The organism is Streptomyces sp. NPDC008092, from assembly GCF_042957285.1.
Classification (GTDB): domain Bacteria; phylum Actinomycetota; class Actinomycetes; order Streptomycetales; family Streptomycetaceae; genus Streptomyces.
The window spans coordinates 146,491-170,102 of the sequence record NZ_JBIBHY010000009.1; the positions used below are offsets into that span (position 1 = coordinate 146,491).

Annotated in this window: 22 protein-coding genes; 10 read left to right on the forward strand and 12 right to left on the reverse strand. The window is 73.6% G+C overall.

Going from position 1 to position 23,612, the window contains the following annotated elements:
- Positions 1 to 54 precede the first annotated feature (54 nt).
- Together ACFZB3_RS28645 and ACFZB3_RS28650 are read left to right on the forward strand one after the other, a co-directional pair.
- The gene (locus ACFZB3_RS28645) at positions 55 to 1,188 is read left to right on the forward strand and encodes a glycosyltransferase (RefSeq protein ID WP_391380110.1); all 1,134 of its coding nucleotides are present in this window, start codon (positions 55 to 57) and stop codon (positions 1,186 to 1,188) included.
- A complete protein-coding gene (locus ACFZB3_RS28650; protein WP_391380112.1) occupies positions 1,185 to 2,441 on the forward strand; it encodes a hypothetical protein in 1,257 nt (418 codons plus the stop codon). The genes ACFZB3_RS28645 and ACFZB3_RS28650 overlap by 4 nt, the downstream gene beginning before the upstream one ends.
- Positions 2,442 to 2,490: 49 nt before the next feature.
- On the opposite strand, the gene ACFZB3_RS28655 is transcribed toward ACFZB3_RS28650, so the two are convergent.
- On the reverse strand, positions 2,491 to 3,288 hold the full coding sequence (locus ACFZB3_RS28655; protein ID WP_391380114.1) for an SAM-dependent methyltransferase: 798 nt from the start codon (positions 3,286 to 3,288) through the stop codon (positions 2,491 to 2,493).
- A 204-nt stretch (positions 3,289 to 3,492) separates the two neighbouring features.
- Between ACFZB3_RS28655 and ACFZB3_RS28660 the strand changes: the two genes are divergently transcribed.
- Positions 3,493 to 3,882 carry a cold shock domain-containing protein gene (locus tag ACFZB3_RS28660; RefSeq protein ID WP_391380116.1) on the forward strand — a complete coding sequence of 130 codons (390 nt, stop codon included), beginning with the start codon at positions 3,493 to 3,495 and terminating at the stop codon, positions 3,880 to 3,882.
- A 23-nt stretch (positions 3,883 to 3,905) separates the two neighbouring features.
- Here ACFZB3_RS28660 and ACFZB3_RS28665 read toward each other — a convergent pair whose 3' ends face one another.
- Genes ACFZB3_RS28665 through ACFZB3_RS28685 form a run of 5 tightly spaced genes read right to left on the reverse strand, consistent with a single transcriptional unit; the run spans position 3,906 to position 9,154 of the window.
- A complete protein-coding gene (locus tag ACFZB3_RS28665; RefSeq protein WP_391380118.1) occupies positions 3,906 to 4,682 on the reverse strand; it encodes an ABC transporter permease in 777 nt (258 codons plus the stop codon).
- Positions 4,679 to 6,205, reverse strand: a complete 1,527-nt coding sequence (locus ACFZB3_RS28670; RefSeq protein ID WP_391380120.1) for an ABC transporter permease subunit — start codon at positions 6,203 to 6,205, stop codon at positions 4,679 to 4,681. The genes ACFZB3_RS28665 and ACFZB3_RS28670 overlap by 4 nt, the downstream gene beginning before the upstream one ends.
- Positions 6,202 to 7,134 (reverse strand): ATP-binding cassette domain-containing protein, encoded by a 933-nt coding sequence (locus ACFZB3_RS28675; RefSeq protein WP_391380122.1) that lies wholly within the window; start codon positions 7,132 to 7,134, stop codon positions 6,202 to 6,204. The genes ACFZB3_RS28670 and ACFZB3_RS28675 overlap by 4 nt, the downstream gene beginning before the upstream one ends.
- A 35-nt stretch (positions 7,135 to 7,169) precedes the next feature.
- Positions 7,170 to 7,889, reverse strand: coding sequence for a response regulator (locus ACFZB3_RS28680; RefSeq protein ID WP_391380124.1), 720 nt, complete (start codon positions 7,887 to 7,889; stop codon positions 7,170 to 7,172).
- On the reverse strand, positions 7,886 to 9,154 hold the full coding sequence (locus tag ACFZB3_RS28685) for a histidine kinase (RefSeq protein WP_391380639.1): 1,269 nt from the start codon (positions 9,152 to 9,154) through the stop codon (positions 7,886 to 7,888). The genes ACFZB3_RS28680 and ACFZB3_RS28685 overlap by 4 nt, the downstream gene beginning before the upstream one ends.
- A gap of 175 nt (positions 9,155 to 9,329) precedes the next feature.
- On the opposite strand from ACFZB3_RS28685, the gene ACFZB3_RS28690 reads away from it, so the two are divergent.
- The 3 genes from ACFZB3_RS28690 to ACFZB3_RS28700 all read left to right on the forward strand — a co-directional run bounded on the left by ACFZB3_RS28690 (position 9,330) and on the right by ACFZB3_RS28700 (position 12,493).
- On the forward strand, positions 9,330 to 9,917 hold the full coding sequence (locus ACFZB3_RS28690; protein WP_391380126.1) for a hypothetical protein: 588 nt from the start codon (positions 9,330 to 9,332) through the stop codon (positions 9,915 to 9,917).
- A gap of 71 nt (positions 9,918 to 9,988) precedes the next feature.
- The gene (locus ACFZB3_RS28695) at positions 9,989 to 11,359 is read left to right on the forward strand and encodes a carotenoid oxygenase family protein (RefSeq protein WP_391380127.1); all 1,371 of its coding nucleotides are present in this window, start codon (positions 9,989 to 9,991) and stop codon (positions 11,357 to 11,359) included.
- Between the two features lie 159 nt (positions 11,360 to 11,518).
- A complete protein-coding gene (locus ACFZB3_RS28700) occupies positions 11,519 to 12,493 on the forward strand; it encodes a sigma-70 family RNA polymerase sigma factor (protein ID WP_391380129.1) in 975 nt (324 codons plus the stop codon).
- A gap of 159 nt (positions 12,494 to 12,652) precedes the next feature.
- Here ACFZB3_RS28700 and ACFZB3_RS28705 read toward each other — a convergent pair whose 3' ends face one another.
- Together ACFZB3_RS28705 and ACFZB3_RS28710 are read right to left on the reverse strand one after the other, a co-directional pair.
- Positions 12,653 to 13,150, reverse strand: coding sequence for a MarR family transcriptional regulator (locus ACFZB3_RS28705; RefSeq protein ID WP_391380131.1), 498 nt, complete (start codon positions 13,148 to 13,150; stop codon positions 12,653 to 12,655).
- Between the two features lie 88 nt (positions 13,151 to 13,238).
- Positions 13,239 to 14,129, reverse strand: a complete 891-nt coding sequence (locus ACFZB3_RS28710) for a DUF3152 domain-containing protein (protein ID WP_391380133.1) — start codon at positions 14,127 to 14,129, stop codon at positions 13,239 to 13,241.
- 139 nt (positions 14,130 to 14,268) lie between these two features.
- Between ACFZB3_RS28710 and ACFZB3_RS28715 the strand changes: the two genes are divergently transcribed.
- Genes ACFZB3_RS28715 through ACFZB3_RS28725 form a run of 3 tightly spaced genes read left to right on the forward strand, consistent with a single transcriptional unit; the run spans position 14,269 to position 17,038 of the window.
- The gene (locus tag ACFZB3_RS28715; RefSeq protein WP_391380135.1) at positions 14,269 to 14,961 is read left to right on the forward strand and encodes a response regulator; all 693 of its coding nucleotides are present in this window, start codon (positions 14,269 to 14,271) and stop codon (positions 14,959 to 14,961) included.
- The gene (locus ACFZB3_RS28720) at positions 14,958 to 16,457 is read left to right on the forward strand and encodes an ATP-binding protein (RefSeq protein ID WP_391380137.1); all 1,500 of its coding nucleotides are present in this window, start codon (positions 14,958 to 14,960) and stop codon (positions 16,455 to 16,457) included. The genes ACFZB3_RS28715 and ACFZB3_RS28720 overlap by 4 nt, the downstream gene beginning before the upstream one ends.
- A complete protein-coding gene (locus ACFZB3_RS28725; RefSeq protein WP_391380139.1) occupies positions 16,454 to 17,038 on the forward strand; it encodes a hypothetical protein in 585 nt (194 codons plus the stop codon). Before ACFZB3_RS28720 ends, ACFZB3_RS28725 begins: the two co-directional genes overlap by 4 nt.
- Positions 17,039 to 17,066: 28 nt before the next feature.
- Here ACFZB3_RS28725 and ACFZB3_RS28730 read toward each other — a convergent pair whose 3' ends face one another.
- Positions 17,067 to 18,554 carry a long-chain-fatty-acid--CoA ligase gene (locus tag ACFZB3_RS28730; protein ID WP_391380143.1) on the reverse strand — a complete coding sequence of 496 codons (1,488 nt, stop codon included), beginning with the start codon at positions 18,552 to 18,554 and terminating at the stop codon, positions 17,067 to 17,069.
- Between the two features lie 202 nt (positions 18,555 to 18,756).
- Here ACFZB3_RS28730 and ACFZB3_RS28735 point away from each other — a divergent pair, with 202 nt between their 5' ends.
- Positions 18,757 to 20,025, forward strand: coding sequence for a helix-turn-helix domain-containing protein (locus ACFZB3_RS28735; protein WP_391380145.1), 1,269 nt, complete (start codon positions 18,757 to 18,759; stop codon positions 20,023 to 20,025).
- Between the two features lie 15 nt (positions 20,026 to 20,040).
- On the opposite strand, the gene ACFZB3_RS28740 is transcribed toward ACFZB3_RS28735, so the two are convergent.
- The 3 genes from ACFZB3_RS28740 to ACFZB3_RS28750 all read right to left on the reverse strand — a co-directional run bounded on the left by ACFZB3_RS28740 (position 20,041) and on the right by ACFZB3_RS28750 (position 23,440).
- Positions 20,041 to 20,820 (reverse strand): crotonase/enoyl-CoA hydratase family protein, encoded by a 780-nt coding sequence (locus ACFZB3_RS28740; protein ID WP_391380147.1) that lies wholly within the window; start codon positions 20,818 to 20,820, stop codon positions 20,041 to 20,043.
- Between the two features lie 43 nt (positions 20,821 to 20,863).
- The gene (locus ACFZB3_RS28745; protein WP_391380149.1) at positions 20,864 to 22,081 is read right to left on the reverse strand and encodes a CoA transferase; all 1,218 of its coding nucleotides are present in this window, start codon (positions 22,079 to 22,081) and stop codon (positions 20,864 to 20,866) included.
- Positions 22,082 to 22,162: 81 nt separating this feature from the next.
- Positions 22,163 to 23,440: an acyl-CoA dehydrogenase family protein gene (locus tag ACFZB3_RS28750; RefSeq protein WP_391380152.1), complete on the reverse strand. Its 1,278-nt coding sequence runs from the start codon at positions 23,438 to 23,440 to the stop codon at positions 22,163 to 22,165.
- Positions 23,441 to 23,612: the final 172 nt, after the last annotated feature.

Consider the following 23,612-nt stretch of genomic DNA (forward strand, 5'->3'; position numbering starts at 1 on the left):
ACCGGGTGTCGCCTCGGCGCGCCCTGAAATCGAGTACGAATGCGAAAAAACGCCATGAATCAGCCCTGGGTCACCTTGCCCGTCCCGGCGCCGCCGCCCCCTCGGCACCGCGGCGAACCGGTCCTCGACCTGGCCGTGCCGGTGTTCAACGAGGAGAAGGACTTGGAGCCCAGCGTGCGGCGGCTCCACGCCCATCTGCGGGAGACGTTCCCGTACCCGTTCCGGATCACCGTCGCCGACAACGCCAGCACCGACGCGACCCCGCTGATCGCGGCCCGGCTCGCCGCCGAGCTGCCCGAGGTGGAGTGGACCCGCCTGGCCGAGAAGGGCCGCGGGCGGGCGCTGCGTGCGGCCTGGTCGGCGTCGTCGGCACCCGTCGTCGGCTACCTCGACGTGGACCTGTCGACCGGGCTCGCGGCGCTGCTGCCGCTCGTCGCCCCGCTGCTCTCGGGCCACTCCGACCTGGCCGTCGGCACCCGGCTGGCGCCCGGTGCCCGGGTGGTGCGCGGCCCGAAGCGGGAGGCCATCTCCCGCTGCTACAACGTCCTGCTGCGCTGCACCCTGTCGGTGGGGTTCTCGGACGCGCAGTGCGGGTTCAAGGCCGTACGGCGGGACGCCGCCGCGTGGCTGCTGCCGCTGGTGCGGGACCCCGGATGGTTCTTCGACACCGAGCTGCTGGTGATCGCGGAGCGGGCCGGGCTGCGGATCCACGAGGTGCCGGTCGACTGGGTGGACGACCCGGACAGCCGGGTCGCGCTGCTGTCCACGGCGCTCGCCGATCTGCGCGGCATCGCGCGGGTCGGCCGGTCGCTGGCCCGGGGCGCGCTGCCGTCGCGGCGGCCGCCGCGGTCGTACGCCGTCCCCGCCGCCGTCATGGCCCTCGCGCATCTGCTCCTGTACGCGGCGCTGCGGCCGACCGCCGCCGCACAGGTGGCCAACGCACTGGCCCTGCTGGCCTGCTGGACCCTCGCCCAGCCGGTCCTCGGCCGGCTCCCGCTGTCCGCGCCACCCGCCCTGGCCGCCCGGCTGGCGGTCACCGCCGGCTCGATCGCCGTCCTGCGGCACACGGCCCCCGGCACCGGTCTCCGCGCGGAACTCGCCGTGCTCGCCGCCGCCCACCTGGCCCTCCTCCTCGCCCGTCCGGCCTTCGGCGGACGGCGCCGCCGGACGGAGCGCGCGGCTTCATGACCACGCCCCTGAAGAGCACCACACCGTCCCCGCCCGCCGCATCCGGGACCGCCGCGCCGGGCCCCGGACAGCGCCTGCGCGACACCGCCCGCCGCTACGGCCCGGTCCTCGCGATGTACGGCGTCCTGAAGCTCGCCGGCTTCGGTTCCTTCATGTACCTGCTGGACTCCGCCGGGGACTTCCGCAGGAAGCATCCGCGGTTCGGCGGCGGCGCGCACACCTGGGACGTGCTGGGCACCTGGGACGGCTGGTGGTACCAGCAGATCGCCCTGCACGGCTACCACCCCGCGCTCGTCCCGGTCCCCGGTGCCACCGGGCTGATCACCCTCCAGGGCAACTCGGCCGCGTTCTTCCCGCTCTACCCGGCGCTGATGCGGACGGCGATGGAGGTCACCGGTCTCGGTCCGTTCGGTGCCGGGCTGCTGGTGTCGGTCGTGGCGTCGTTCGCCGCGGCACTGGGGATCGCCGCCGTCGCCGGGTGGTTCGGCGGCCGGCGGGCGGGGCTGGCGGCGGCCGGGCTGTGGGCCGTGTGGCCGGGCTCCGGCGTGGAGTGGGCGGTCTACTCGGACTCGCTGTACGTGGCCCTGGCCGCCTGGGCCCTGTACGCCGTGCTGACCCGCCGCTGGCTGACGGCGGGGGTGCTGACCTTCGCGGCGGGCCTCAACCGGCCCACGGCCGCGGCCCTGGTCGCCGCGCTCGCCCTGGCCGCGCTCCTCGCGCTGCGCCGCCGCCAGGACGGCGTGGCGCGTCCGCTGACCGCGATGCTCGTGGCCCCGCTGGGTCTGCTCGGCTATCTGGGCTGGGTGGGCCACCGCATGGGCGACTACGGCGGCTACTTCGCGCTCCAGTCGGGCGCGTGGGGGCACGAGTTCGACTACGGCAGCCAGACCCTGGACGTCCTGACCTCCGTCCCCGTGGGCCACTTCGACTATCTCTTCGCGCTCCCCTTCGCGGACGTCATCGGGGTCGGGGTGGTCCTGCTGGACCTGGCCCTGCTGCCGCTGCTGTTCCGGCTGCGGCCGCCGGTGGTCCTCGTCGTCCACACGGTGCTCACCCTCGCCCTGGTACTGGGCAGTCAGCAGTACTTCGCGAACGTCTCGCGCTACCTGCTGCCCGCCTTCCCGCTGTTCGTCCCCCTGGCGGTCGCGCTGCGCCGCGTCAGCCTGCCCTGCCTGTGCGTCCTGCTGGGCATCGCGGCCCTGGCCTCCGGCTCGTACGCGGGCTACGCCCTGTTCGAGCTCGGAGTGCCCTGACGGCGGCGCGGTGCGCCGGGACGGCGGCTCAGGCCCTCCCGGCGACCGCTCAGGCCTTCTTGACGGCCACGCCGCCGTAGAAGCCGATCGCCTCCGAGCCGGCCGGCGGGGTGGTGTCCGGGCGCCAGAACGGGACCTGGGTGACGCCGGGTTCGACCAGCTCGAACCCGTCGAAGAACCGCTCGATCCGGGCCCGGGGGCGCAGGTTCATGGAGGCGGTCGCGTTGTTGTAGACGGCCTGGGCCTCGCTGCGCTCGGCGAAGTCGTCGGTGGCGTGCGAGAGCACCAGGAAGCTGCCGGCCGGCAGCGCGTCGCGCAGGGTGGCCACGATCCGCTCGGGCTCCTCCTCGTCACGGATGAAGTGGAGGATGGCGACGAGGAACAGCGCGACGGGCTCGCCGAAGTCGATGATCCGGCGGACCTCGGGGTGGTCGATGACGGCCTGCGGGTCGCGCAGGTCGGCGAGGACGATGCCGGTGCTGCCCGCCCGGCTGAGCAGCGCGTCGCCGTGGGCCTTCACGATCGGGTCGTTGTCGACGTAGGCGACCCGGACGTCCGGGGCCAGCTCCTGGGCCACCTCGTGCACGTTCGGCGAGGTGGGCAGCCCGGTGCCGATGTCGAGGATCTGGCGGACGCCGCTGTCGATGACGTGCCGGACCGCGCGCCGCAGGAAGCCGCGGTTGGCCCGCACGGATATCCACACCTCGGGCGCGACGGAGGCGAGCTGGTCACCGGCCTTGCGGTCCACCTCGTAGTTGTCCTTGCCGCCCAGCAGGTAGTCGTAGATCCGCGCGGGATGCGGCTTGCTGGTGTCGATCTCCACGGACCCGTTGCCGTCCTGCGTCACGTGCGCTCCTCTCAACGGCCGTCCCGGCCCCCCTTGGCTCACCGACGGCAGGCGACAGCTTTCCATATCAACTTCTTTGTCGGCGCACCGAGTTCCGACCTCCGCGACCGCGGCCGGTGGGCCAGGTCGACCGACGGGGCCGGACTTGACTACCATCGGGCCCAGGTGTCCGGGCAGGTGGCCCGGTTTGGTTGGGGGTTTCTCATGGTCAGTGGTCGTGTGGTGCGGTTCGACAGCTCGCGCGGTTACGGGTTCATCGCTCCGGACGGTGGTGGCGAGGACGTCTTCCTGCACGTGAACGACATGCAGATGTCGGAGTCGTACGTCCGCCCGGGCGTGGCGGTGGAGTTCGAGATCGAGGCCGGCGAGCGCGGTCCGAAGGCGTCCGGTGTCCGGCTCGCCCGGGGCGCCGAGGTCCGCACGCTCGGTCCGGACGACGACTCGCTGTGCGATCTGCTCAGCGCGGACGAATTCACCCGCGAGGTCACCGAGACGCTGCTCGCGTCGGCGCCCACACTCACCGCCGAGGAGATCGTGCGGGTCCGGGGCGCGCTGGCCCAGTTCGCCAAGAACCACGGCTGGATCGAGGGCTGACCCGCCCGCGGCGGGCGGCCGGTTCACGCGTCGCGCGAGCGGAGCAGCCGGCCGCCCGCCGTGAGGGCGGCACCCGCCCACAGGGCCAGGACGCCCAGTCCCTGCCAGGGGCCGACGGGCAGCCGGTCGGTGCCGACGGTGGCCTGGACGGCCAGGCCGGCCGTCATCGGCGCGAACTGCTCCAGGTGCCGCTGCCAGTCCGGGTCGGCCACGACGCGGGCGAGGACCGGGAGGACGAACAGCAGGGCCAGCACGATGCCGATCGCGGTGGCCGAGTCGCGCACGACGAGGGCCAGTCCCATGCTCAGCAGGCCGATCAGGGCCAGGTAGAGCACGGACCCCGCCGCGGCCCGCAGGGTGGGCCCGTCGGTCAGCGACAGGGCCGGGTAGCCGTGTTCCGGGGTGAAGCCGCGGCCCGGCTCGACCAGCCGCCCGGCCAGCAGCGAGCCGAGCACCGAGACCGTCGCGGCCGCCAGCGTCCCGGCGGTGAGCACGGCGGCCTTGGCGCACAGGACCGTCAGCCGTCGCGGGACCGCCGTGAGGGTCGTGCGCATCATGCCGGTCCCGTACTCGTCGCCCACCGTCAGGACGGCGACGACCACGACCGCGACCTGACCCGCCATCACCCCGGTCAGGCACAGCCGCACGGGGTCGCCGCCACAGCCGGCGGCGTCGCACCGGGAGGTCGTCGCCACCCCGGCGCCCACCGCCACGGTCAGCACCAGCACGCCCAGCAGCAGCCGGACATGGGCGGCGTCGGTGCGCAGCTTCGTCCACTCCGCGTGGCAGGCGCGCCTCATGCGTCCCTCCGGCGCAGCAGCACGACGCCGGTGCCGAACGCGACGGCGGCGTAGCCGCACAGCACCGCGAACCCGGCCCACGGCGAGAGCGGGAAGTACCCGGACGAAGGCGAGTAGTCGGTCACCACCTGCTCGTACCGTACGACGCTCTGCTGGACGGCGAACCCGGCGGCCGGCGTGACCCGCAGCAGCCACTCGGCCGCCCCGTCGGGCAGCACCGACGCCGTCGCGAGCAGGTAGGGCAGGACCGTGCCGGCGACCACCACGGTGACGGCGACGGCGCCGCGCCGCAGGATCGTGCCGACGCCGAGGGCGAGGACGGCGGCGGTGGCGAGCAGCAGGCCGGTGCCGACGACGACCCGCACCTCGGTGCCGGCCGGCACGGTGAGCACCGGGAAGCCGCCGGCCCGTGAACGCCGTCCGCCGAGCGGGACCGTCACGGCGGCGGCTACCGTCCCGGCGACCAGGGAGACCGTGCCCACCACAAGGGCCTTGGCCACGAGGACCCGGCCGCGGCGCGGACTCGCGGCGAGGGTGAGGCCGATCAGTCCGCGCCGGTACTCGACGGTGACGTATCCGGCGGCGACCACCACGACCACGACGAGCCCGGCGAACGCGCCGACGAGGAAGTTCTCGATGCTCCGCACCCCGGCGGCGGCCGGGCCGCCGACGACCGGCGCGATGTCCCCGGCCCCGGTCACGGTGAAGCCGGCGGCGGAACCGGAACCCGTCCGGACGGCCGCGCCCCTGGTGTCCTCGGTGTAGCTGCCCGAGACCCCGGCCCCCCGGCCCACCTGCCGGTACCGCCAACTGCCCGCCGTCCAGCCCCCGTTCAGGGTGATCCGGTCGAAGCTGCCGGTGGCCACCGCGGGCGCGAAGCCGGAGCCGGTGCCGGTGGACTGCTCGGCCGACGGCGAGGTCACGAACAGCCCGGCCTGGACGGTGTCCGGGAGCCCCGCGAGCCGGGCGGTGCCGACCACGCTCCAGGTGCGGCCGTCGGCCGACCGGTAGCCGGTGAGGACGTCGCCCGTGCGCCGCAGTCTGAGCCAGCGCGGCGACGACGCGGAGACCGCGCCCGCCGTTCCGGCGACGTCGTGCGTGTAGTCGTACTGCATCCGCACCCCGTGGCCGCCCGTGACCATGACCGCCGCGTACGGCGAGCCCTGCGTCAGGCCGTCCTTGACGATGATCCCGGCCTTCGCCCAGGGCGCGAGGCCGGACCGGGTGCGGCCGGGCCCGGTGGCGATCACACCGGTGAGCGAGGTCACGGCGACGGTGATCGTGCCGTCGCCGGTCAGCGGCCGGTGCACGAACGAGAAGTCGTCGTTGACCGCTTCGCCGCCCGGGCCGACGGGGAGGGCCGAGCCGGAGCCCTCGTTGCCGGCCGCGGTGGCGAGCAGCCCGACCAGGCAGAGGACGAGGGCGGCGCCCACGCTGCCCACCCACCAGCCGCGCACGGTACGGAACTTGGTCCACTCGGCGTGCAGCAGCGCCCCGAACGCGCCGAGGCCGGCCCCGGTCATCGGCCGGCCTCCTCGGGCAGGGTCCCCCGGTACTGGACGGCGTCGCGGGTCAGTTCCATGTAGGCCTCTTCGAGGGAGGCGCGGTGCGCGGCCACCTCGGCGAACGGCACGCCGTGCCCGGCGAGCAGCGAGACGACCCGCTCGGCGGGCAGCCCGGTGACGGTGACCGTGTCGGGGGCCGCGGAGCTGACGGTGGCGCCCGCGCGGGCGAGCACGGTCATGGCGTCGGCGCGGGCGGAGGTGCGCAGCGTGACCTGGCCGCGGGAGACGGACTCCAGCAGCTCGCGCACGCTCATGTCGGCGACGACCCGGCCCCGGCCGACGACGATCACGTGGTCGGCGGTGTCCTGGAGTTCGCCCATGAGGTGGCTGGAGACGAGGACGGCGCGGCCCTCCGCGGCGAGGGACGCGAGGAAGCCGCGCATCCACCGGAAGCCGTCCGGATCCAGCCCGTTGAACGGTTCGTCCAGCATGATCGCGGGCGGGTCGCCGAGCAGGGCGGCCGCGATGCCGAGCCGCTGCCGCATGCCGAGCGAGAAGCCGCCCGCCTTCCGGCCGGCCACGTCCCACAGACCGACCTGCCGGAGCACCTCCTCGACCCGTCCGGCGCGCAGCCCCTGGGAGTGCGCCAGCCACAGCAGATGGTGGCGGGCGGTGCGGGCGGGCTGGACCGCGGCGGCGTCCAGCAGCGCGCCGAGGTGGGTGAAGGGGGTGCGCAGCTCCTGGTACCGGCGGCCGCCGACGAGGGCGCTGCCCCCGTCGGGCCGGTCCAGGCCGAGGATCACCCGCATCGTGGTGGACTTGCCCGCCCCGTTGGGGCCCACGAAGCCGGTGACCTGTCCGGGCCGGACGGTGAACTCCATCCCGTCCAGCGCCCGCACGCTCCCGAAGCGCTTGTGCAAGTCCCTGACCTCGATCGTCGTCTCCATGACCGCCAGGCTAGGAAGCGCGGCGGCCGGATGCGTCACCCCTCGGAGCCAGCTTTCGCATCCCTCGCACGGGGGACGACGAGTCCCGACTCGTAGGCGGCGACGACGGCCTGGGTGCGGTCGCGCAGGCCGAGCTTGGCGAGGATCCGGCTGACGTGGGTCTTGACCGTCTCCTCGCCGACGACGAGCCGGGCCGCGATCTCGGGGTTCGACAGGCCTTCGGCGACGAGCAGCAGCACCTCGGTCTCGCGGGCGGTGAGGGTGCCCAGCCGGGGCGGCGGGCCGCTCGCGGCGGACCGGTCGGGCAGGCGGGCGAACTCGTCGATGAGCCGGCGGGTGATGGCGGGGGCGAGCAGTGCCTCCCCCGCGGCGACGACCCGGACCGCGTCGAAGAGCCGCTCGGCGGTGACCTCCTTGAGCAGGAAGCCGCTGGCGCCGGCGCGCAGGGCGTCGTAGACGTACTCGTCCAGGTCGAAGGTGGTGAGGATGAGGACCCGGGGCCCGCCGGTCCGCCCGGGTGCGGCGCCGAGGAGCCGGCGGGTGGCCTCGATGCCGTCCAGGCCCGGCATGCGGATGTCCATCAGGACGACGTCCGGGCCGGTCTCACGGCACACGCCGACCGCCTCGGTGCCGTCGGCGGCGGTGCCGACGACCGTGAAGTCGGGCTGGGAGTCCAGCATCGCGGCGAAGCCGGTCCGGACGACGAGGTGGTCGTCGGCGATCACGACGCGGATCGGCGGGGTGGGGACGCTCATGCGGTCTCTTCCGTCCTGGCCTCGGGGTCCTCGTGCGGCGGCGCGGGGAAGCGGGCGGCCACCAGGAAGCCGCCGACGTCCGCCGAGCCGGTGCGGACGTCCCCGGCCACCGCCGCGGCCCGCTCGCGCATCCCCAGCAGGCCGTGGCCGTCGGCGGGCCGGCCGGTGTCCGGGCCCGGTCCGTTGTCGCGGACGCGCAGGTGCAGGCGGTCGGCGGCGTAGTTCAGCTCGACGTCCACGGCGGCGCCCGGGGCGTGCTTGCGGGCGTTGGTGAGGGACTCCTGGACGATCCGGTAGACGGCGAGTTCGACACCGGGGTCGAGGGCGCGGGGAAAGCCGCTGAGGACCAGCCGGACGGAGCCGCCGGAGGCCGAACGGGCCTCGTCGAGGAGGTCGTCGAGGTGCCGCAGGCCGGGCTGGGGGCTGCGCTCGGCACCGGTCGCGGAGCCGGTGTCCGCGCGCAGCACGCCGAGCAGCCGGCGCATCTCGGTGAGCGCGGCGCGTGCGGTGTCCCCGATGCCGAGGAGGCGCTCGGCGCCCTGGGCGGGCATGCCGGGGGTGGCCACCCGGGCGGTCTCCGCCTGCACGGCGATCATGGAGAGGTGGTGGCCGACGACGTCGTGGAGTTCGCGGACGATCCGGGCCCGCTCGCCGCGCGCCGCGTTCTCCCACTCGGTCACGGCCATGACCCGGCGTGCGGCGGAGTGCGCGCGGCGGTGTTCGGCGGCCCGCGCGGCGAGCCCGGCGCAGGCGGCGGCGGGCGCGAGCGCCGCGAGCAGTACCGTGCGGGCCGCCGGGCCCGGGCCCGGGCCCGGGTCCGCGGCCGTGCCGGTGGCCGTGGCGAGGGCCAGGGCGAGGAAGGGCGCGCCGAGCAGGAGCGCGAGCAGCGTGCCACCGGTGCGGGCCAGCCGGTACTGGGCGACGAGCTGGGCGGCGAGTCCCGCGGCCGTCAGGGTGTGCAGGATCGTGAGCGAGCCGAGGCTCGCGGCGGTGACCGTGACGCCGGCCGCCGACGGGCGCAGGAACAGCGGCGGCAGCGCGGTCGCCAGGCAGAACAACCCCAAAATCAGGGTGAGTTGTAAGCGGCCGGTGCCGCCGGAGGCGGCGTCGGCGAACAGCCGCGGGACCGAGCCGTGGCCGGCGACGAACTCCGCGAGGGATTCGGAGACCGCGAGGAGCCCGAGCAACACCGCGTAGATGTACGGCCGTTGGGCGATCCGGCGGCGCAGCCGGCGCCAGGTGTCCCGCCATGCCCCCGCACGCATCACGCCGGTCAGTATGCCAGCGGGCCACCGTGACGAGGGTCACAGTCCCGTGGTCGAACTTTGCCGTCCGCCCCGCATCTAGTTCGCGTCGGTTCACGAACGGCCGCGCGGCAACCCCCCTGCGCGGCCGTCCCTTTCGTCGTCATCTTCGTCTTCACTCGGCAAGGAACACTCAATGGGTTTCATGGCTTACCTGCGCGGCTTCGTCCCCTGGATCGTCGCCGGTGTCGTCTCGGGCTTCGTCGACTGGCGGTGGGGTGCGCTCGGCGGTGTCGTCTCGGGCGTGCTGCTCCTGCTCCAGGACGTGCGGCGGGGGGTCGACCTCGACGCGCTGATCCTGGAGATCAGCACCATCGTCTACTTCGTCGCGATCGGCGCCGTCTCCGTCGCGGACCCCGGCTCGGCGCTGAAGGACCACAGCGACGTCCTCTCGTTCGCCTGGCTGGCCGCCACCGCCTGGGGATCCATGGCGATCCGCCGCCCCTTCACGCTGGGCATCGCCAAGCGCCAGACGCCGCGCGAGTACTGGGACATGCCGGAGTTCCTCCAGGTCAACAACCGCATCACCAGCGCCTGGGGAGCCGGCTTCACCTTCATCGCCGTGGTCCTCGCCGTGGGCGGCGCGGTGGACGCCCGGGCGTGGGTCGGCATCACGGCCCACGTCGTCGGCCTCGCCGCCCCGATCGTCTTCACGAAGGTCTACCCCGAGCGGGTGCAGCGGCGGCTGCTGGAGTCGCAGGGGCTGATGTCCGTACCCGAGTGACCCGCGGCCGCCCCGGACCTGATCCAGCACGCGGCCGGCACCGCCCCGCCGGCCCGGACAAGGAAAGCACCATGACCGAAGAGACCATCCCTCCCCTCTACCTCCGGGGCCGCTTCGCGCCGGTCGCCGAGGAGCACGACGCCTTCGACCTCACCGTGCGCGGCACCCTCCCGCCCGAGCTGGACGGCCGCTACCTGCGCAACGGCCCCAACCCGCTGCCCGGCGAGGACGCCGGCCACTGGTTCACCGGCCCCGGCATGCTCCACGGCATCCGGCTGCGCGACGGCCGCGCCGAGTGGTACCGCAACCGGTGGATCCGCACCCGGGAGCGGGAGGGCCACCCCTTCGTCCGCGCGGACGGCACCTTCGACCTGACGGCGACTCCCGGCAACACCCATGTCATCCGGCACGCGGACACGGTGCTTGCGCTGTGCGAGGTCGGCTTCCCCTACTGGGTCACCCCGGCGCTGGAGACGGTCGGGCCCTACGACTTCGGCGGCAGGCTGACCACCGCGATGACCGCACACCCCAAGGAGGACCCGGTCACCGGCGAACTCCACCTGTTCGGCACCGGGTTCGCCCCGCCGTACCTCACCTACCACCGGGTCACCGCGGAGGGCGAGCTGCTCGACAGCCGTCCGGTCGAGGTGCCCGGCCCGACGATGATGCACGACTTCGCCATCACCGAGCACCACATCGTCTGGATGGACCTGCCCGTCGTCTTCCGGCCCGAACTCGCCGGCCGCGGCGGCATGCCCTACCAGTGGGACGACGGCTACGGCGCCCGGCTCGGCATCATGTCCCGCACGCCCGGCAGCACCGAGGTGCGCTGGTTCGACGTCGATCCCTGCTACGTCTTCCACGTCGGCAACGCCCACGAGGACGCCGGGGGACGGATCGTCCTCGACGCGGTGCGCTACGACCACGACAGGTTCGAGCACGCCTGGGGCGACATCGGCGGGCCCACCGGCCCGGCCGTCGTGCCGGAGCCGGGCCTCGTGCAGACGCCCGCGGTGCTGTACCGCTGGACCCTGGACCCGGCCACCGGCCGGGTCACCGAGCGTCAACTGGACGACCGGGACGCCGAGTTCCCCACCCACAACGAGACCCTGACCGGGCGCCGGAACCGCTACCTGTACACCGTCTCGGGTGACGGCATCGCCAAGCACGACCTCACGGGCGAGACCACCCGGGTCCATGCCACGCCCGGTGCCCGCTACGCGGGTGAGGCGGTGTTCGTCCCGGCGGCCGACGCCCGGAGCGAGGACGAGGGCTGGCTGCTGTCGCTCGTCTCCGACGACGACGGCAGGGCCGGGGAGCTGCTCGTCCTCGACGCCGCGGACCTCTCCGAGCAGGCGGTGGTGGAACTCCCCTACGCTGTCCCGGCGGGCTTCCACGGCAGCTGGCTGCCGGAACTCGGCGACGGGTCCGACGACGGCTGAGCGCTCCGCTGGAAACGCCGTGCTGTGCCGTCTGCCTGCTGCGGCGCCGTGGCTGGTCACGCAGTTCCTCGCGCCCCTTGTGGGGGCGCTGCCGAACCGCAACGGACTTCACCGGACCCGCCCGGGACCGACGGAGTCCGCGAGAACAGAAAGGCCGAGATGACGAGCCGGGAGACGGCCGAGGCCGCGCGCATCGAGGACGCGGTGCTCACCCGGGCCGCGCAGGCGGGCGAGGTCGGCGCCCTCGGACTGCTGCTCGAACGCCACCGCGCGGGGATGCGCGCGGTGGCGCTGAGCCTGCTCGGGCCGGGCCCGGACACCGAGGACGTCATGCAGGACGCGGCCCTGACCGCGCTGCGGCGGATCGGCGACGTCCGCGACCCGGGGGCGGTGGGCCCGTGGCTGCGGATGATCGTGCGCAACGCCGCCCGCTCCCTGCTGCGGGACGCCGTTCCGGTCCGGCCGGTGGACGAGGCCCTGCACCTGCCCGCCACGCAGGCCGGTCCGGAGCAGTGGCTGGAACAGAGCACGCTGCGGGACTGGGTCTGGGAGGCGCTGGAGGAACTCTCCCCCGCGCTGCGGCTGCCGTTGGTGCTGCGCCACTTCACCACGAGTGTCACCTCGTACGAGCGGATAGCCGGTGTCTGCGGGATCCCCGTGGGCACGGTCCGCAGCCGGCTCAGCCAGGGCCGGGCCAAGCTCGCGGCGGCCCTGGCCGGCACGGCGGACGCGACGCACGGCGACACCGCACGGCGCACCCGGGACAGCCGTACCCAGGCCCGGGAGACCCTCGCCGCCGCCGAGAGCGGGCACTTCGGAGCGCTCCTCACCGAACGCTGGTCGCCCGAGGTCGCGCTGCTCAGGGGCGGCGACCGGGTCGGGGGCGGAGATCTGCTGGTGCGTGCCATGGACGGCGACATCGCGGCCGGGGTACGGCAGCGGCTCGTCCATGCGGTCGCCGGACGGTCGGTGGCCGTCTGGGAGATGGACATCGTCAACCCGGCGGACGACCCCGGGCACTGCCCGCCCGCCGTGGCCTGGCTCATGACGCTGGACGGGGCCGGCCGGGTGCACCGGCTGCGCCTCTTCCATCCGCGGCCGCTCCAGGCGCTGGAGCGGCTGCCGGTGCTGTGACCTGTCGGTCGCCGTCGGCAGATCCGGCTTCGGCTGCGCGGACCCCGGCGCGCGAGTCCGTGGGGCAGATGCCCTCGAAGGCGGCCTGCGCGGCAGGTCCGTGGCCCGCCGCCGGGAGCGGCGCATCGTGGACGACCGGGACCGGAACCGCTCCGGGGCTCAGCGCACGGGCGAGTCGATGCGCTGGAGGATGCGCTCGGCGTCCTGGCCGAGCCGGCGCAGGCGCTCGGCGGTCAGGTTGTCCACGACGAGGTGCCGGACGTTCGCCGCGTGGCCGGGGGCGGCCGACTCCAGCTTGGCCATGCCGTCGGGCAGGAGGACGGCGTTGGTGAACCGCCCGTCCCCGGGGTCCGGTTCGCGCCGGACGTAGCCGCGCTTCTCCAGCCGCTTCATGAGGTGCGAGAGCCGGGACAGCGAGGAGTTGACGACCTCGGCCAGCGTGCTCATCCGCAGGGTCCGGTCGGGGGCCTCGGAGAGCATCGCCATGGCCATGTACTCGACCATGCTGAGGTCGGCGTCCCGCTGCAACTGGGCGTCGAGGGCCCAGGGCAGCCGGGTGATGAGCCGTACCACCGACATCCAGGAGGCCAGTTCGGCCGGCGTGAGCCACCGGTCGGCGGGCTCGTCGTCCGGTCGGGTCCGGTCGGGGGCGGTCACTTCCGGAGGGTATCAGCTCACTTGAGCCTTCACGTCCCGCCGCCGGGGCCGCCCGCGGCGGCCGCGGCCGGGTCAGGTCACGGCCGGGTCAGGTCACGGCCGGTCCGGTCAGGTACCGGCCCTTCGCGTCGTACGGCCAGACGTTGGGCAGGCAGCCGTGCATGCCCTTGATCTGCTGCATCATCACGGGGGCCGGCTGCCCGGCGCCGGGGCAGCCGACGTGCCCGTGGCCGAGGAAGTGGCCGACCTCGTGGTTGATGATCAGCGCCCGGTAGTCCTTGACGCGGTGGGCGTAGACAGGGGTCGCGAGCAGCCAGCGCTTGAGGTTCACCATGACCTGCCCGCCGACGTCGCAGTTGACCTCGCCGCCGGTGTCCAGCCCGTACCGGCCGCAGATCCTGTCCACCGTCCCGGGCGTCGCGACCCGGACGACGAAGTCGGCCGGACCGCTCGACACCCGCTGGAACGCCGAGTTGCCGCCGGCGGTCCAGCCGCGCGGGTCGGCGAGGATGCGCTCGACCTGCCGGGCGACGTCCGCCGTGGAGAGGTCGATGCCGTTCTCGACGTCGACCCGGAAGCGCAGGAGCCTGCCGGAGCCGACCCGGGTGCTGTCGCCCGGTGCGGTGGCGAACGTGCCCGGTCCGGTGGCCGGTATCTCCGGGGTGGGCGAGGTACTCGGGCTCGGGCTCGGGGAGGCGGAGGTGGTGGCCGGAGCGGGCGACGGGGAGCGGTGCGCCGTACCGGTGCCACCGAGGAGTCCGGACCGGGCGCGTTCGGTGGGCCCGCCCCGGGCGCCCGCGTGGGCCGCCCCCGTACCGGCCGGACTCCCGTCGACGGCCACGAAGCCTGCGGCCCCCAGGACCGCGAGCGCGGCCACCGCTCCCCAGACCGGCCCTCTTCCCTGCCGCCCGCGGGGGACGGCATGGGAGGGGCCGTGCCGGCGACGGCCACCGGACGAACGTGCTGTGCGCGTGGTCATGACCGTCAGGCTGTGATCGGAATGTGATCGGACCTGGCGCAAGCAATAACGAAAAGATAACGGGCGAGGTGCCGCAGGTTTATATGATCATCCCGTAACAAACGGACGGCTGTGCGAATCTTCTGCGGATACTGAGCGCATGCCACGCGTTCTGCTGATCGAAGACGACCGTGCCGTACGGGAGGGGGTGGCCCTCGCCCTGCGCCGCCAGGGTCATGAGCTCGCCGCCGTCGCGACCGGGGAGGAGGGGCTGGAGCAGGTGCGGTCCTTCCGGCCGGACGTCGTGGTGCTGGACCTCATGCTGCCCGGGATGCCCGGACTCGACGTCTGCCGCCGGATCCGCGGCCTCGACCAGACCCTGCCGATCGTCATGGCGACGGCGCGCGGCGACGACGAGGACATCGTCGTGGGCCTGGAGGCGGGCGCCGACGACTACGTGGTCAAGCCCGTGCAGGCGCGGGTGCTGGAGGCCCGTATCCGCGCGGTGCTGCGCCGGGCGGGCGGCCCGCCCGCCGAGGGCGGCATACCGAAGATCGACACGTACGGGGACCTGTCCGTCGACCGGGCCGGGCTCTCGGTCACCCGTGACGGGGTGCCGGTCCCGCTCGCCCCGTCCGAACTCCGGCTGCTGCTCACCCTGTCCGCCTCGCCCGGTCAGGTGTTCAGCCGGCAGCAGCTCCTCGAAGCGGTCTGGGAGCACAGCTACCACGGGGACGCCCGGCTGGTGGACGCCTGCGTGCGGCGGCTGCGCGCCAAGATGGGCGAGCCGCCGCGCGAGCCGCGCCACATCCAGACCGTGCGCGGCTTCGGCTACCGGTTCGCGGCCCGGTGAGGCGCCCGCGCCTCCCGCAGCTGCGCGGTCTGCGGATCCGCCTGGTGCTCGCCTTCACGCTGGTCGCCGGGGTCACGGCCGCCACCACCGGTGCCCTGACCTTCCGCGAGGCCCGTACCGGGGTGCTCCAGCAGAGCCAGGACGCGGTGATCCAGCAGCTGCGCACCCAGGTCGGCCGGCTCGCCCCGGACCTCGCCTTCCCGCCGGACGAGGCCGCGCTGGCCCGGTTCGCCGCGGACGTGGCCCGCTCCGAGCCCTCCGGTACCTGGCGGGTGCTCGCCACCTACGGCAGCCTGAGCGCCACCTCCGCCCCCGGCGACCGCTTCGCGGAGCTGACCCCGGCCGTGCGCGAGGCCGTCGGCTCCAGCATGGCCACGGTCTTCCAGCGGGTGGCCGTCGGCGACCGCACCGCACTCGTCGTCGGCATGTCGGTCACCTTCGCCGAGGCGCCCGCGAGGGGCGTGTACACCTCCGGTGTGCATGTCTTCCTGACGGTGCCGCAGGCCACGGAGCGCGCCTACGTCGACGCCCTGGTCAGCGCCGCCGAGCGCGCCGCCGTGCCCGCGCTGACCCTCGCGGTGCTGCTGGCGCTGCTCGCCGCCCGCGGGGTGCTGCGCCCGGTGCGGGCCCTGCGCAGCGCCACCCGCAGCATCGCCGAGGGGCACCTGGACACCCGGCTCGCCGTCGACGGGTCCGACGAACTCGCCGATCTCTCCCACACGTTCAACGAGACGGCCGCCGCGCTGGAGGAGTCGGTGGCCGAGCTGCGCGGCATGGAGGCCCGGGCCCGCCGGTTCGCCGCGGACGTGTCGCACGAACTGCGCACGCCCCTCGCCGCCATGTCCGCCGTCACCGACGTCCTCGACGAGGACGCCGCCCGCCTGGACCCGGACACCGCCACCGCCGTCCGTCTGATCAGCGAGGAGACCGTGAAGCTGGCCAGACTGGTGGACGACCTGATGGAGATCTCCCGCTTCGACGCGGGCGCCGCGGTGCTGCACCTGGACGAGATCGACCTCGCCGAGTCCCTGCGGCGCACCCTGGACGCCCGCGCCTGGACCGGCCTGGTGGACTGCGCCCTGCCGCCGCCCGGCACCCTGCGCGGCCGCGTCGACCCGCGCCGCCTCGACGTCGTCGTGGCCAACCTGGTCGGCAACGCGCTGCGGCACGGCGCCCGGCCCGTCGCGCTGCGCCTGTACGACGGCGGGGCACCCGGCGGCGAGCAGGGCGGGGCGCGGCTCGCGGTCATCGAGGTGCTGGACAGCGGACCCGGCATCCCGGACGACGTACTGCCGCATGTCTTCGAGCGGTTCTACAAGTCGGACGCCGCCCGCACCCGCACCGAGGGCAGCGGCCTGGGCCTCGCGATCACCGCGGAGAACGTCCGGGTGCACGGCGGCACGGTCCGCGCCGCGAACCGGCCCGGGGGCGGCGCCGTCTTCACCGTACGGCTGCCGCTGCCGGCCGACGAGCCGCCCCGGGAGGACCGGTGGTGACCGTCGGGCGCCGGGCCCGCGGCGCGCTCCTGGTGCCCGCGATGGCGGGCGTACTGGCCTCCTGCGGCATCCCCACGACGGGCGTGGTGCAGGCGGGCGGTCCCGCCGCCGGCGTCGTGCCGACGACGCGGCTGTACTTCGTGCGGGACGGCGCCCTGGCCGCCGTCCGGCGTCCGACCGCCGCGCCGGGCGATGTCGAGTCGGCGGTGCGCGATCTGCTCCTGGGCCCGACCGGGGCGGAGCGGAGCGAGGGACTGACGACACGGCTGCCCCTGCCCACGGGCATGCTGCCGTCGGCGGTGCCGACCGTCCCGGCGAACGGCGGTGCCGCCGTCGTGCCCGAGGCACCGCCCTGGGCGGACCTCGTGAAGGTGACGGTGAGCGGCCACCGGGTCTCCGTCCGGCTGTCGTCCGCGGCGGGCGAGCCGGGCGATCCCGGACTGGCGGCCGCGCAGCTCGCCTGCACGGCCGACGCGGCGCAGCGCATCGCCGACCCCGACACGGAACCCGGGCCGGTGACGGTGACGCTCCCGGGCGGCCGGCGCGTCGAGGGAGCCGCCACGAGGTGCCCCGGCGGCTGACGAGCGGCCTCGTCCGCCGCCCGGCTCGTCACCCGGCCGGCGGCACGATCTCCTTCTTGAGGATCTTGCCGGTGGGCCCCTTGGGCAGGGAGTCCGCGATCCACACCTTCCGCGGGTACTTGTAGGCGGCGACCTGCCCCTTGACGTACGCGCGCAGCTCCTCGGCCGTCGCCCGGGCCCCCGGCCGGAGCACGACCGCCGCGCCGACCTCCTCGCCCAGGTCGGAATCGGGAATGCCGACGACCGCGGCGTCGGCGACGGCCGGGTGCTCGTAGAGCACGTCCTCGATCTCACGGGGGTACACGTTGTAGCCGCCCCGGATGATCACGTCCTTCTTCCGGCCGACGATCCAGAGATACCCGTCCCGGTCCACCCGCCCGAGGTCCCCGGTGTACAGCCAGCCGTCCCGGATCGTGGCGGCGGTCTCCTCGGGCCGCTGCCAGTACCCCTTCATCACGTTGTGCCCGCGGACCGCGATCTCGCCGGTCTCCCCCCGTGCCACCTCCCTGCCGTCGTCGACCACCCGCACCCGCACACCCGGGATCGGGGTGCCGACCGAGCCGGGCCTGGGTCCGGCCTGCTCGGTGTTGACCGAGACGACGGGCGAGGTCTCCGACAGTCCGTAGCCTTCGAGTACGACGCAGCCGAACGCGGCCTGGAAGTCGTACAGCACCTGGAGGGGCAGCTCGGCGCCGCCGGCGAGGCACGCGCGCAGCCGGGAGACGTCGTAGCCCGCCCTGCCGGGGTGCCGTGCGAGCCTGCTGTACACCGTCGGCACCCCGGCGAAGACGGTCACCCCGTGTGCGTCGAGGATCCCGAGGGCCTGCGCCGCGTCGAAGCGCGGGAGCAGGGTGAGGCACGCGCCGCAGGCCACGGCCGCGTTGAGGGTGCAGGTCTGCCCGAAGGCGTGGAACAGGGGCAGTCCGCCGAAGATCACGTCGTCGGCGGTGAGCCGGAACAGCTCGCCGGCCACGACGTCGCAGTTCCGGGCCAGGTTGGCGTGGGTCAGTTCGGCACCCTTCGGCCGGCCGGTCGTCCCCGAGGTGTAGAGGATCACCGCGGTGTCGTCGTCGTGACGGTCCGTCAACTCGTCGAGGGGCCGGGCGGCTTCCAGCAGCGCGCCGAGGGCGCCGGGACGGACGACGACCGCCTCCGCGTCCGCCTGCCGCGCACCGGCGGTCGCCGCGTCGGCGAAGTCGTGCCAGGCGAAGAGGGACCGGGCCCCGGAGTCGCCGAGGTAGTACAGCACCTCACGGGACTTGAGCAGGGGGTTCATCGGCACGACGATGCCGCCGGCCCGGAGTACGCCGTAGTAGACGACGGCGAACTCGGGAACGTCGGGCAGCATGAGCGCGACCCGGTCGCCGGGCTTCACCCCACGGTCGCGGAGCAGTCCGGCCATGCGGGCGCTGTCCCGGTCGAGCTCGCGGTAGGTGACGACGGTGTCCTGGAGGCGGAGCGCGGGGCGGTCCGGATGCGTCCGGGCGCTGTCGGGCACGTGGTGGGAGAGATTCATGTCGCATCCCTGTCGAGGCGCTTCCCGGGCAGTTCCCCAGTACTCGAAAACCCGGGTACTCGAAAAACCCGAAGACTCGAATGAGCAGAGGACTCGAATGAGCAGAGGCTAGGCGCGGGGCGCGGGGAAATCACTGGGCCCGCGATACGACCCCGGGGCCGGAATTGGTGCCGCCGGACCATTCTGCGGTTAGCTTTGAGGCATGGCTGCGGAGCACCCGGAGGCCGCAAAGCAACTGTCCGTGGTCGCGGAGAACGTAGGGTCACAACTTCCGGAGGTCGGCCGCGACATCGGGGACTACGTCCTTGCCGAGATTGCGGAGCTCAGGGGCGACGCGACCATCGTCAGGATCCTGCGGGCGAGCATCACGGAGAACGCCGGCACGCTGCTGCACGTCTTCGAGAACGACATTCCCCTGGAGAAGGTCGAAGGGCCCGCCGCCGCCCTCGAATACGCGCGGCGACTGGCCCAGCGGGGCATTCCCCTGAGCGCGCTGATCAGGGCCTACCGGATAGGGCACTGGCGTTTCCTGCAATGGTGTCTGGACGAGCTGAGCCGGCAGAACGCCGCAGAGGACCTGGCCGTCGCGACCAACCGGCGCATGCTGCACACGAGCTTCGGCTACATCGACCGGGTCACCGAGCAGGTCATCGCGGTCTACCAGCACGAACGCGACAACTGGCTGCTCAGCCAGACGGCGGCGCGCGCCGCCCGGGTGCGTGACATCCTCGCCGCGGGCGACGTCGACCTCAACCGGGTCGAACCGGCCCTCGGTTACCGGCTGCGGCAGCACCATCTCGGGCTGGTGGCCTGGCTGCCCACGGCCGCGGACGGCGGCGAGGGGCTCTCCCGGCTGCACCGGATCACCGACGAGATCGCCCAGCGGCTCGGCTGCTCCGCCCGGCCGCTGTTCGTCCCCCGGGACGCGATCGTGTCCTGGGTCTGGCTGCCGCTGGGCCAGGAAAGCGACGTCTGCTGGGACAAGGTGCCGGCGGCGCTGGAGCACAGCGATCCTTCCGTCCACGTGTGCGCCGGGGGCGTCGGCTACGACGTCGAGGGATTCCGCGCCACCCACCGGCAGGCACTGCGCGTGCAGGAACTCGCGGCGGTGGCCGACCCGGTCCCCCTGTTCACGCAGTTCTCCACCGTGGCTCCCATTGCCCTGATGGCGACGAACGTCGACGACATACGCTCCTGGGTGTGGGGCGTGCTCGGTCCGCTGGCCGTCGACGACGAGAACAGCGCACGCCTTCGGGAGACCGCCCAGATATTCCTGGACAGCGGCTGCAGCTACACCGCCACCGCGAGCGCCCAGATCCTGCACAAGAACACCGTGCAGTACCGCATCCGCAAGGCCGAGGAGATCATGGGGCACCCGATCCAGAAGGAACACACCGATCTGGAGATCGCGCTGCGTGCCGTCCGGTACCTCGGCTCCACGCTGCTGCGCACGAACACCGAAGGGGCCTGAACGGCACGGCTCGGGTCAGCGGCCTTCCCAGTGCGGCTGACGCCGTTCCGCGAAGGCGTGGGCGCCCTCCTGCGCGTCCTGGGACGCCAGTACCGGGTCGGCGATGAGGTCCTGGTCGGCGAAGGCGTCCGCGTCGCTGAACGCCCGCCGCTCGTTGACGACGCGTTTCACGGCCTCCACGGCCAGCGGTGCGTTGAGCGCGATGCTGCTGGCCAGTTCGAGGGCCCGCTGCAGCGCCTGGCCCGGTTCGGTGAGCTCGTTGACCAGGCCGAAGCGCTCGGCACGCGCCGCCGGCAGGGGCTCGCCGGTCAGCAGCAGTTCCAGCGCGATGTTGTGCGGGATGCGCTCGGGGAGGCGGACCATGCCGCCCTCGGGCGGCACGATGCCGTAGCGGACCTCGGTCTGGCCGAAGGTGGCGTTCCGTGCGGCCACGATCATGTCGCAGGCGAGTGCCATCTCGGTGCCGCCGCCCAGCGCGTAGCCCTCGACGGCGGCGATGAGCGGGGTCCTGATCCGGGCGCGGGTGATCCCGGCGAAGCCCCGCCCGTCGACGATCGGCTTGTCGCCGGCCGCGAAGGCCTTGAGGTCCATCCCGGCGCTGAAGACCCCGCCGGCCCCGGTGAGGATGCCGACCCTGAGGTCGTCGCGGGCCTCCAGCTGGTCAAGGGCGGCGGCGAGGGCGCGGGCGGTGGCACCGTCGATGGCGTTGCGGGCCCGGGGCCGGTCGATCGTGATCACGAAGATGCCGTCGATCTCCTCGGTCCGTACGGTCGGTGCGTTCGTGGCCGTGGTCATGACGTGTTTCCTTTCTTCTCCCCGGTCTTCCGCCTCTGCGGCCTCAGGCGACGGCCCGGGCCTTGCGCAGTTCCTCGACCGCGGTGGCGTCGTAGCCGAGGTCGTGGAGCACGGACTCGGTGTGTTCGCCGAGGTCGGGGGCCGGGCGCGGACGGACCTTCGGCTCCTGGTCGAGCCGCACGGGGCTGTCGACCGTCAGGTGCGGTTCGGGGCTGCCGTCGTCGATCGGCACGAGGATCCCGTTGGCCACGAGCTGGGGGTCGTGGGCGAACTCCTCGATCGTCTGGGCGACTCCGTAGGTGAGGCCCACCGCGTCCAGCACCTGCCGCCACTCGGCGAGCGGACGGGCCGCGAACGTCCTGTCCAGCACGCCGGCGATCTCGGCGGCGTGGGCGCGGCGGCTCTGCGAGTCGGCGTAGTGCGGGTTCTCGGCGGCCTCGGGGTGGCCGATCGCCTGGAGGAAGAGGGGGACCTGCTTGTCCTCGTTGGCGAAGGCCAGCAGCAGCCAGCGGTCGTCCGCGGTGCGGTAGGCGTTGGCGAGCGCGTTCGGCGGGTCGGTCCTGTCGATCGGGCGGGGGGCCTTCCCGCCCACCAGGACGGCCTGCAGCCACATGCCGGCCGCCCAGGCGCCCTCGGCGACCAGTGACGCGGTGACGCGGGCGCCCTCGCCGGTCCGCTCCCGCCGGTACAGGGCGGTCATGATCCCGGCGAACAGGGTGATCGCCGTCGGGTGGTCGCCGGATCCGAACGCGTTGATCGCCGGGGGCGCGTCGTGCTGGCGCGTGACGTCCATGAGGCCGCTGCGGGCCCAGAACGCGGTCACGTCGAACCCGGGCAGGTGCGCGTCCGGGCCCTCCTCGCCGAAGCCCGTGACGTCGGCGTAGATCAGCCGGGCGTTGAGGGGCGCCAGGTCGTCGTACTCCAGGCCGAGCTTCGCGCGGGTGTGCGGCGGGAAGTTGGTCACCAGGACGTCCGCCCAGGCGACGAGCCGTTCGACCACGGCCCGGGCGCCGGGCGCCTTCAGGTTGAGCGCGAGGCTGCGTTTGTTGCGGTTGTCCAGCTGCCAGGGGTAGTTGACCCCCTCGACGCGGGGGTTCGGTGGCATGCGGCTGAGCGACCGGTAGGCGTCGCCGGCCCCCGGCGGTTCCACCTTGACGACGTCGGCGCCGAAGTCGCCGAGGATGGTGGCCGCGGCGGGCCCGGCGATGAAGCTCGCGAGGTCGACGACGTGCAGTCCCTCCAGGAGGGGCGTGTCGCTCATGACGTCTCCTTGTCCTCGATGGGCCGCGCGCGGCGCCCGGGTGGGTGCCCCGCCGGGACGGGCGCCGCGGCACGCGCCGGGTCAGTGGTGGCTGGGCGCCGTGGGCACGAAGGCGCTGTAGCCGGTGATGTCACGGCCGACGATCAGCGCCTGCACGGTGTCGGTGCCCTCGTAGGTGTCGATCGCCTCGATGTCGCACAGGTGGCGGGCCACGTGGTAGTCGAGCAGGATCCCGTTGCCGCCGAGCATGTCGCGGGCGTCGGCGAGGATGGCCCGGGCCCGTTCGGTGTAGTGCATCTTGGCCAGCGCGACCCGGGGCATCGAGTACTCGCCCTCGTCCAGCAGCTGGCTCAGCCGGAACTGCATGCACAGCATGTCGGTGATGTCGGCGAGCATCCGGGAGAGCCGGTACTGGATGAGCTGGAAGGCGGCCAGCGGCATGCCGAACTGCCTGCGCTGCTTCGCGTAGGCCAGGGCCGTCTCGTAGCCCGCGACCGCGGCCCCGATCGACTCCCAGGCGACGCAGAAGCGGGAGGCGAGCAGGACCTTCTCGGTGTCGCGGAAGGTGTGGACGTTCGCCAGCCGGTTCGCGGCCGGCACCCGAACGTCGGTGAGGGATATCTGCGCGTTCTGGACACAGCGCAGCGCCGTCTTGCCCTTGATGACCTGGGCGTCGAACCCGGGCGTGCCCTTCTCGACCACGTAGCCGCCCACGTGCCCGTCGTCGCCGCGGGCCCAGATGACCGAGTAGTCGGCGAAGGTGGCGTTGCCGATCCACCGCTTGTGGCCGTTGATGACGTACGAGTCGCCGTCACGGTGCGCGGTCGTCTCCAGTTTGACCACGTCCGAGCCGTGCGTGGGCTCGGTCAGGCCGAAGGCGCCCAGCTTCTCCATGCGTGCCATCGCAGGAAGGAAGCGCTGTTTCTGCTCCTCGGAGCCCAGCAGGGCGATGGACGTCATGGCCAGGGCCGAGTGGACCCCCATCATGGTCGAGATGCTCAGGTCGCCCCGGGCCAGTTCGAGGATGACCAGGCCGGCCGTCACGTTGCTCATCCCCGGGCAGCCGTGCCCGGCGATCTGGAAGCCCGCGATGTCCAGCCGCGCCAGCTTGGGCACCAGCTCGAAGGGGAACTCCGCCCGCTCCCAGTACGGGTTGATGACCGGGATGACCTCCTGGTCCATGAACGCGCGGACCTTCTGCTTGAGGGCCCGTTGTTCGTCGGTGAGCAGGTTGTCCAGCAGGAAGTAGTCGGAGAACTCCGATCCGCCCAGAACGGGCGGCTCCACCCCGGACGAGTTCCCGTCGGGGCTCGCGGGAGCGCGGCCCTGATCGGCTGCCGCGCCGTGTGCCGTCTTCATCTGCCGTTCCTTCCGGTCGGGAGTCCGATGGGGTCGGTGCGAACGACGCTAGGAGCCGACGGGGACAGAGCCACTGGGCGCGGAACACCAGATTGCCGGACGATTTGGTGCTCTTATACCAATTGGCCTGGAGCTTCTGCGCACGGGGGCGGGCCCTGTACCGCGGGACCAA

Bases quoted from the DNA above. Each gene is read 5' to 3' on its own strand.
- ACFZB3_RS28645 (WP_391380110.1), top strand. From the start codon at position 55: ATGAATCAGCCCTGGGTCACCTTGCCCGTCCCGGCGCCGCCGCCCCCT.
- ACFZB3_RS28650 (WP_391380112.1), top strand. From the start codon at position 1,185: ATGACCACGCCCCTGAAGAGCACCACACCGTCCCCGCCCGCCGCATCC.
- ACFZB3_RS28660 (WP_391380116.1), top strand. From the start codon at position 3,493: ATGGTCAGTGGTCGTGTGGTGCGGTTCGACAGCTCGCGCGGTTACGGG.
- ACFZB3_RS28665 (WP_391380118.1), bottom strand. From the start codon at position 4,682: ATGAGGCGCGCCTGCCACGCGGAGTGGACGAAGCTGCGCACCGACGCC.
- ACFZB3_RS28670 (WP_391380120.1), bottom strand. From the start codon at position 6,205: ATGACCGGGGCCGGCCTCGGCGCGTTCGGGGCGCTGCTGCACGCCGAG.
- ACFZB3_RS28675 (WP_391380122.1), bottom strand. From the start codon at position 7,134: ATGGAGACGACGATCGAGGTCAGGGACTTGCACAAGCGCTTCGGGAGC.
- ACFZB3_RS28680 (WP_391380124.1), bottom strand. From the start codon at position 7,889: ATGAGCGTCCCCACCCCGCCGATCCGCGTCGTGATCGCCGACGACCAC.
- ACFZB3_RS28685 (WP_391380639.1), bottom strand. From the start codon at position 9,154: ATGCGTGCGGGGGCATGGCGGGACACCTGGCGCCGGCTGCGCCGCCGG.
- ACFZB3_RS28690 (WP_391380126.1), top strand. From the start codon at position 9,330: ATGGGTTTCATGGCTTACCTGCGCGGCTTCGTCCCCTGGATCGTCGCC.
- ACFZB3_RS28695 (WP_391380127.1), top strand. From the start codon at position 9,989: ATGACCGAAGAGACCATCCCTCCCCTCTACCTCCGGGGCCGCTTCGCG.
- ACFZB3_RS28700 (WP_391380129.1), top strand. From the start codon at position 11,519: ATGACGAGCCGGGAGACGGCCGAGGCCGCGCGCATCGAGGACGCGGTG.
- ACFZB3_RS28710 (WP_391380133.1), bottom strand. From the start codon at position 14,129: ATGACCACGCGCACAGCACGTTCGTCCGGTGGCCGTCGCCGGCACGGC.
- ACFZB3_RS28715 (WP_391380135.1), top strand. From the start codon at position 14,269: ATGCCACGCGTTCTGCTGATCGAAGACGACCGTGCCGTACGGGAGGGG.
- ACFZB3_RS28730 (WP_391380143.1), bottom strand. From the start codon at position 18,554: ATGAATCTCTCCCACCACGTGCCCGACAGCGCCCGGACGCATCCGGAC.
- ACFZB3_RS28735 (WP_391380145.1), top strand. From the start codon at position 18,757: ATGGCTGCGGAGCACCCGGAGGCCGCAAAGCAACTGTCCGTGGTCGCG.
- ACFZB3_RS28740 (WP_391380147.1), bottom strand. From the start codon at position 20,820: ATGACCACGGCCACGAACGCACCGACCGTACGGACCGAGGAGATCGAC.
- ACFZB3_RS28745 (WP_391380149.1), bottom strand. From the start codon at position 22,081: ATGAGCGACACGCCCCTCCTGGAGGGACTGCACGTCGTCGACCTCGCG.
- ACFZB3_RS28750 (WP_391380152.1), bottom strand. From the start codon at position 23,440: ATGAAGACGGCACACGGCGCGGCAGCCGATCAGGGCCGCGCTCCCGCG.